Here is a 7,723-nt window from a genome sequence, read left to right on the forward strand (position 1 = left end):
CACATCATTCCTCGTTTCGCGAGCACGTGCTTGCCAGAACGAACAAAATCTAATCTCGAAACGTCAACACGCCCTAGCTAATGGGAAATTAAATCTATTGCGAAAGAAAAAGGCCGCTAAGTCATCAGCGGCCTTTTTGACTGAATTTGGTGGTGGAACTGCGGTTAGCGTTAGGAACCCTCGGGTTCAACTTGCTTAGAATTAGGAACCCTAGGGTTCAACTTTCGAAATTCCAAAAACAAAAAAGCCATCATTGCTGATGGCTTTTCCGTGAAATATGGCGGAGGAGCAGGGATTTGAACCCTGGGTGGGCTATAAACCCACGCCGGTTTTCAAGACCGGTGCATTAAACCACTCTGCCACCCCTCCGAACGAGCGAGATAATATACATCTCGCCCAAAGCTGTAAACTTAAATTTATTATTATTTGAATTGATTGGCGATTTGATATCCAGCTGGCGATGAAATCATCGCTTTCAGGGCGATTTTTGATCTGTTGCTATTTCTGCTCACTAAAAACCGGCATGACAACAACATTACCTAAGTCACTTTTGAATAGATTAAGGAATCGCGAGCACTTTTTTAAGGTGGCGGCTTCCTATGAAAAAGATGAAGTATAAATAGGGATCGTAGGAGAAGGTTAATCCAAACCTTAAAAATCAACTTCTTCATATCAGAACATAATGATTATCAAGACAATCGCAGATACGCCTTTTGGCAATGTAATCAAACATCTCATACCATGGAACCAGAAGCAAAATGGCCGCTAATTGTTTAGCGACCTTTTTGACTGACATTACATAAACAAAAAGGCCATCATTGCTGATGGCCTTTGTGTGAAATATGGCGGAGGAGCAGGGATTTGAACCCTGGGTGGGCTATAAACCCACGCCGGTTTTCAAGACCGGTGCATTAAACCACTCTGCCACCCCTCCGAACGCCGCAAATAATATAAGCATCATCGGTGCTTGTAAACAGCAATTTTTGAATATTGTGTCAAATGCTCATCTTATGTTCAGACGGATGAATTTTCAGGCGAATAGCAAACATATTTTCAGCAATATCTGGGTAAAGCAGCATAAAAACACCTATACAGTAAGAGACTTGCCCTCTCGGTATGGTAAAATCGCGGTAACTTTTCACGGTAAATGCTTATATGAATTCACTCTTGATACCTTCATCCTCACTCGCCCCTGAATTTAATCTTCCCGTCCTGTCGCAATTGCCAACAGGATATAAAGCGTTGCTTTTAGGTCAAGAGCGCGTATTGGATGCCTTTAAGTTACATAACGCTATTGCCGATCAACAACTGTATCTCGCAGATTTTCCTGGCATCGATAGACTATTAATGATCAAAGCATTAATGGAAACGCTTGAGCCATTGCCGGCAGCTTATCTGGTGGCAAAGCGCCCCGAAGACAAAACCATTCAATTCCATTGGCAATATGAAGCGCCGCAGGACAACCAAGGCTCAATTGCTGAAAAGCATGTCAGTTATCGCTATCTGAGTGGCAATATCCGCCGTTCAGACCTACTTGGCCGTATGGTGCAATCGGGTAATAGCAGTAAATATCAAGCAGGTGCATTGGCCGAATGCCATTATGTATTTATCTGCGCTGAATCCCTGTGGAAACGAGAAGGCTTATGGGATTTGCTGCTGCAAATCCTGACACAGAAAGAGTATCAAATCAGTCACAACCTAAGCCCAATCCCATTAAATTGTAAAATTATTTTAATTGGCGCGGGTTTAATCTATAGCCAAATTAGGTCTGAAGATTGGCAATTTCAACGTCACTTTAACCTGTTGGCAGAACTGGCGGGTGAACTGGATTTGACCCGTTTTAAAGAAGCGCAATATGCCAGTTGGCTACAAACGGTGGCACAAAGTGTCGATGTCACATTAGAACAATCCAGTCTTGCGCCACTGTTTAGACACAGTGCTAGATTAACCGAGCATCAACGTCGCTTAAGTCTCTCAATGCTAGATTTGGCGCAGTTAATGGCGCAGGCAAAAGTCTATCGCGGTAAATCAACAATTAATGCAGCCAGCATTGAACGTGCGCTATCGCAAGCCAATTATCGCCATAACAGCTCTGAAGAATTTTCAAGCCAAAGTTTTGATGACAATTTCATAAATCTGCCAACTACGGGCGCTATGGTAGGACAAATTAATGGTCTTACTGTTATCGATGCAATTGATCACTGCTATGGTGAACCAGCACGGATCACCGCTACAGTACACTATGGTGACGGTGAAGTTGCAGATATTGAAAGAAAGTCAGAGCTGGGCGGTAATATCCATGCAAAGGGTATGATGATCCTTTCAGCCTGTTTATATCGTATCTTTGGTCGCGATGCGCCATTGCACCTAAATGCCAATATTGTATTTGAGCAATCCTATCAGGAGATCGATGGCGATAGCGCCTCGCTTGCAGAATATTGCTGCTTGATGTCGGCCATTGCCGAACAGCCGATTATTCAATCGTTAGCCATAACAGGTGCATTGGATCAATTTGGTAATGTACAAGCCATCGGCGGCATTAATGAAAAAATTGAAGGCTTTTTTAATCTTTGTGAACGCCGAGGCTTAACTGGTGAGCAAGGTGTAATTATGCCCAAGTCAAATATATTACAGCTTAATCTACACCCCAAAGTGATTACAGCTGTAGGCAAAGGCTTGTTCCATATTTATGCCATTGAACATATGGATGAAGCGGTCGAGCTATTGATGCAGATGCCCGCTGGCGTTGCCGATGAAGATAATGACTTCCCAGCAGAATCCTTATATGGTCTAGTGCAACAACGATTAGACAAGCTAGCTGGTAACGGTGAAGAAGAAATAGGCTTAATGACGAGATTACTCGCAAAACTAGGATTTTTTCGACATTAATTAGCTGATCGGAGTTGTTTAGCTTACACGTGTTCGCTAATCTTGGCGCTCTTATTGCTGGAGTAGTAAAACAATGAATAAAGCAAACAGTTTCAACAAAGAAGAACTTATCGCCTGTGGCCATGGGAAATTATTTGGTCCAAACTCCCCTCGCCTCCCCGTAGACAACATGCTGATGATCGACAGGATCATCACCATCAATGACAACGGTGGTGAGTTTGGAAAAGGTGAAATTGTTGCCGAACTCGACATTAAGCCAGAATTATGGTTTTTTGACTGCCACTTTATCACTGACCCAGTTATGCCGGGTTGCTTAGGCTTAGATGCCATGTGGCAACTGGTTGGTTTTTACCTAGGCTGGGAAGGTGCTGAAGGCAAAGGTCGCGCTTTAGGTGTGGGTGAAGTGAAGTTTACAGGTCAAGTATTACCCGGCGCGAAAAAGGTCACTTATAAGCTCAATATCAAACGTACCATCCACCGTAAATTAGTAATGGGTATTGCAGATGCCATCCTTGAAGTAGATGGACGTCAAATTTACAGTGCAACCGACCTTAAAGTCGGTGTATTTAGCGATACTTCGACCTTCTAACCTGCTTTACCCGGCAATATTCAATAGAGACAAAAATGCCCTCATCTGAGGGCAATTATGCTGCATTACTCTGTTTGTTCTGGGCTATTTAATTAATGAGCAAAACGCCATTATTTATTAAATAGCCCATTAACTCGGCCATCCACACCTTCACGCCAACCACCTAACCACTGTGACCGCGAATCAAGATTTGCATAAGGACAGAGCTCCTTAGAGCGTCCACCAACACCAGCTTGGAATCCTTTTGAAAAAGCTCTGTCTAAACGATCTCGTTTTTGTCTTTTCATGCAAGCGTCCTCTGTTCTACGTGAAATAGAAGCAACAGCTTCACCCATAGGAATAGTGCTTTTCAGCGCCGAGATCAATCAAAAAATCGTTCATTTTATCGACTATTTATTAAACTATTGAGATCATGATTAAAAAAAATCGAGGCATTTTGCCTCGATTTTTTTAGTCTGAATTCAAGCTTAAAAACTAGCGAACCCGACGACGTAACCAAACTAAGGGTAAGGCTAATAACCACGCGAAAGATGCTGCACCTTTACGTTCATAATTCCCCGTATCAGTACTTTCATCTACGGTACATGCTTCACCGTTAGTGGTAGGTTTAAGCACAACCATACGTGGAATATAAGCTGTCACAGGGTCACCATTACCGCTGAGTTCAAACAGAGGTAGGCCATTTTCACCAACAATAATGTTGCCATCTTTATCGAGTTGGTATGAAGGCTTGCGAATGAATGCAGTACCAACAATAGTACCCTCTTCATTTATACTGGCAGCTTCGACAATGAGAATATCACTGTTATAGCTTAATACCTTGCCTGTTCCATCCTTAACTTCAACCTTATGGCGAGCCCAATTACCATCAGCCCCCTTTTCAAAACCTTTAGATTCACAGGTCAGCAAATTATTGAGGTTATTGAATTCACCCGTTGATTTCTCATACAGGAAGCCTGCCTTAGGGCGTGGCTTTTCTTTATCATATGTGGTTTCAATATAACCAACGACTTGATCTTTGTTATTGATATCTTTAGCTTTGCTAGATAGATCTGTGGTTGTCGCAGCAAAATCATTAGGCGTCACATAAGGTACGTCTGGGGTATTAATATCAAAATAGAAGAATTTATCGCGTTGGTAGCCTTGGATATAACTACGATAGCTCCCCACAACAATTCCATTGTCGTTTACATCGTAGGCAATAGAGCTCAAAATTGAGTCCCCCATTGGGATCCAATGGTATTGATATTTACCCTCTGCATCTTTGGTCCAATAGGCCGCATCTTGACGTAATCTATCGGTATTACCGTTACGGTAAACATGTGAGCGACCAGCCACCACACCGTCGTTATTCACGCCTAATGCCTGTGCAGTAAATGTCAATGTATTGTCACTGGCGGGAGTTAATCCTAGCGGTAACTCAGTGCCAGTAGCAATGCCATTATCTAGTTGCCAAACATAAGCACGGGTTTGGTACTGGATGTTACGCGTGCCTTGAGTATTAGGATATTGCTCACGCTGAATACACACATCTAATGGCAAAGTGTTATCAGTACCTAAACAGTAAGCAACCCGATCACCACCATACTTGCTGATATTAGTGCTAGCATAACCCACCACTAAGTTATTATTGTTAACTGCCGTTGCCGCAGACCAACCACCGAGCTCTACAGTCTTATCATCCTTAACATATTGAGTATAAGGAGGTGGTAATGGGATCTCGGTGTCACCCACTTTGGCAACACCACGGTACTCATAATCGCGATAATACCAATAGTCGGTTGCATTATCTGTGGTTGCAGTATTTTCTGTCTTCTTTTCAGGGGCAGTCATGCTGCCAACTTTCACACCCGCATCATTGATGCCGTAGTAAAAAGTATCAACTGAATTCACAACCGAAGAATCACTTGGTGGCGTGGTACCATTGATGCTGTCAAAGGTTGGCTTCCACGCACCAGTGGCACCATTTTGCGCAGCGATAAAGGCAAAGTTATTCGCAATAATGGCCGCTGTAATTGAATAGGTGATAGTTTCCTCTGAGGCAATACCATCTTCAACATCAATCACACCACCTTCAACATCGGATGTACTGAGTTTTTTCTTGCCTTTGGCGATACCGACCAGTTCATCGTTGCCATTAACACCTAAAGCGTAGCCATTACGCGTACCTTGGAGGGTGTCTGCAAGTGGTAGATCATAATTATCAATGTTAACAATTTCATAGACTGGTGCAGCATGGGCACTGTGCAATACGCCAAGGACACCTAAGGCAACCAAGGACAGGGCTTTATCCAACTTTAACTTCATTAATTCAATTCCCATTGTTATTATTGGTTTACTTCAGTGACTCAAGCTCTTCCCATCGCTCGAAGCAAACTTCCAATTGCTTTTCTTTATCCGCTAACAAGCTCAATACCTGATTGATTTTATCCTGCGTCTGACTATAAAAATCTGGGCTTGCCACTGTGGTTTGTAAATCGAGGATTTCGGCCTCTAATTTCTCCATCAACTCTGGCATTGCCTCTAACTCACGCTGTAATTTATAGGACAGTTTTTTTGCGGCTTTGGCAGGCTCAGCCACTTTAACCTCAGCGTTTTTTGCCGTCGCAGGAGCTTCGACCGTGTTTGCTTGACTAGGTTCCTCAGAATAAAACTTTGCACCTTGATCGATAGCATCCTGGTAACCACCAACATACTCAGTCCAGTGACCATTACCGGCATACCACCAACTGCTGGTCACGGTATTATCGATAAACGCCCGGTCATGGCTGACCAGCAATAACGTGCCTTCATATTCAGTCAGCAGCGACTCTAGCAATTCTAGGGTCTCAATATCAAGATCGTTTGTTGGTTCGTCCAGAATGATAAGGTTTGCGGGACGAATGAGTAACTTCGCCAGTAATAAACGGTTTTTCTCTCCGCCTGATAGCGCCTTTACCGGCGTTCTGGCACGCATTGGTGAGAACAAGAAATCCTGCAAATAACTTAAAATATGGCGATCTTGACCATTGATAGTGATGGTCTTTTTACCCTCACCCACGTTATCTTCAACAGTTTGCTCAGGATCCAGTGCTTCACGGTATTGGTCGAAGTAGGCGATTTCGAGCTTAGTACCGACTTTCACTTCACCCGATTGAGGTTGTAACTTCTCAATCAATAATTTAATTAACGTCGATTTACCACAGCCGTTAGGGCCTATAAGCGCAATACGATCACCACGCATCACTGTGGTATTGAAGTTTTTGACCAGATTTTTATCAGGTAAATTATAGTTTAAGTCCTTCACATCAAAGACCAATTTACCAGAACGCTCAGTATCGGCCACCGCCATTTTGGCATTACCCTGACGATTCAAGCGCTCACTGCGTTCTTGACGCAAGGCTTTTAACGCACGCACACGGCCTTCGTTACGGGTGCGACGCGCCTTAACACCTTGGCGGATCCAGACTTCTTCTTCGGCTAAGCGCTTATCAAATAATGCGTTTTTATCAGCCTCGACCCGCAGCCATTCTTGTTTACCATCAAGATAGGCTTGATAATTACCGGGCCATGAAGTCACGACACCGCGATCTAAATCCACAATCCGCGTGGCCATGCGAGCAATAAAGCCCCTGTCGTGGCTGATAAACACGATGGCGCCTTGGAAATCCAGTAGGAATTTTTCTAGCCACTCAATCGTATCAATATCGAGGTGGTTGGTTGGCTCATCGAGTAGCAATAAATCTGGCGCGCTGACTAACGCACGGGCAAGTGCCACTTTACGTTGCCAACCCCCAGATAATTCACTTAAAGATTTATCGGGATCTAACCCCAAAAGCTCACAATTTTGATTGATCCGCGAGTCAAGTTGCCAACCATTATGGTGGTCTAACGTCTCCTGCAACTTTTGCATTTGATTGAGCATGCGCTCCATTTGCTCAGGCTCAGCAAAAGCGACATCGTGGGATAATTGATGGTATTGCTCTAGAGCTTCACCTACTTCTTTTAAACCTGCAGCAATGTAAGCGTAAACCGTACCCTGCTCAGCTTTAGGTGGATCTTGCTGTAACCGACTGACCGTGACGCTACCATCGATGTTAAATTCACCTTCATCGAGCAGCACATCGCCGGATAAAATCTTTAATAGACTCGACTTGCCTGCACCGTTACGGCCAACAATACAGACCCGCTCGCCGCGCTCAATAGTAAAATCAGCATGTTGTAATAGCGGGGTGTAACCATAGGCTAACGAGCCATTATTGATAC

5 protein-coding genes and 2 tRNA genes are annotated in these 7,723 nt (G+C 43.7%); 2 read left to right on the forward strand and 5 right to left on the reverse strand.

Annotated features, from left to right (window positions below):
* Positions 1–278: 278 nt before the first annotated feature.
* A tRNA-Ser gene (locus L976_RS01280) sits at positions 279–369 on the reverse strand.
* A 474-nt stretch (positions 370–843) separates the two neighbouring features.
* Positions 844–934, reverse strand: a tRNA-Ser gene (locus L976_RS01290).
* A gap of 221 nt (positions 935–1,155) precedes the next feature.
* Here L976_RS01290 and L976_RS01295 point away from each other — a divergent pair.
* On the forward strand, positions 1,156–2,889 hold the full coding sequence (locus L976_RS01295; RefSeq protein ID WP_037417378.1) for an AAA family ATPase: 1,734 nt from the start codon (positions 1,156–1,158) through the stop codon (positions 2,887–2,889).
* Between the two features lie 73 nt (positions 2,890–2,962).
* Entirely contained in the window at positions 2,963–3,478 is a 516-nt protein-coding gene (gene fabA / locus L976_RS01300) for a bifunctional 3-hydroxydecanoyl-ACP dehydratase/trans-2-decenoyl-ACP isomerase (RefSeq protein WP_011071970.1), read from the forward strand.
* A gap of 110 nt (positions 3,479–3,588) precedes the next feature.
* Here the strand turns inward: fabA and rmf are convergent, their stop codons facing one another.
* The 3 genes from rmf to L976_RS01315 form a co-directional block, all read right to left on the reverse strand.
* Positions 3,589–3,765, reverse strand: coding sequence for a ribosome modulation factor (gene rmf, locus L976_RS01305; protein ID WP_006082074.1), 177 nt, complete (start codon positions 3,763–3,765; stop codon positions 3,589–3,591).
* A 187-nt stretch (positions 3,766–3,952) separates the two neighbouring features.
* Entirely contained in the window at positions 3,953–5,785 is a 1,833-nt protein-coding gene (locus L976_RS01310) for a DUF3466 family protein (protein WP_047533411.1), read from the reverse strand.
* Positions 5,786–5,813: 28 nt separating this feature from the next.
* Entirely contained in the window at positions 5,814–7,721 is a 1,908-nt protein-coding gene (locus L976_RS01315) for an ABC transporter ATP-binding protein (protein ID WP_047533414.1), read from the reverse strand.
* Between the last annotated feature and the right edge of the window lie 2 nt (positions 7,722–7,723).

The sequence above is a fragment of the Shewanella sp. ZOR0012 genome, assembly GCF_000798835.1.
GTDB lineage: Bacteria > Pseudomonadota > Gammaproteobacteria > Enterobacterales > Shewanellaceae > Shewanella > Shewanella xiamenensis.

Bases quoted from the DNA above. Each gene is read 5' to 3' on its own strand.
- L976_RS01295 (WP_037417378.1), top strand. From the start codon at position 1,156: ATGAATTCACTCTTGATACCTTCATCCTCACTCGCCCCTGAATTTAAT.
- fabA (WP_011071970.1), top strand. From the start codon at position 2,963: ATGAATAAAGCAAACAGTTTCAACAAAGAAGAACTTATCGCCTGTGGC.
- rmf (WP_006082074.1), bottom strand. From the start codon at position 3,765: ATGAAAAGACAAAAACGAGATCGTTTAGACAGAGCTTTTTCAAAAGGA.
- L976_RS01310 (WP_047533411.1), bottom strand. From the start codon at position 5,785: ATGAAGTTAAAGTTGGATAAAGCCCTGTCCTTGGTTGCCTTAGGTGTC.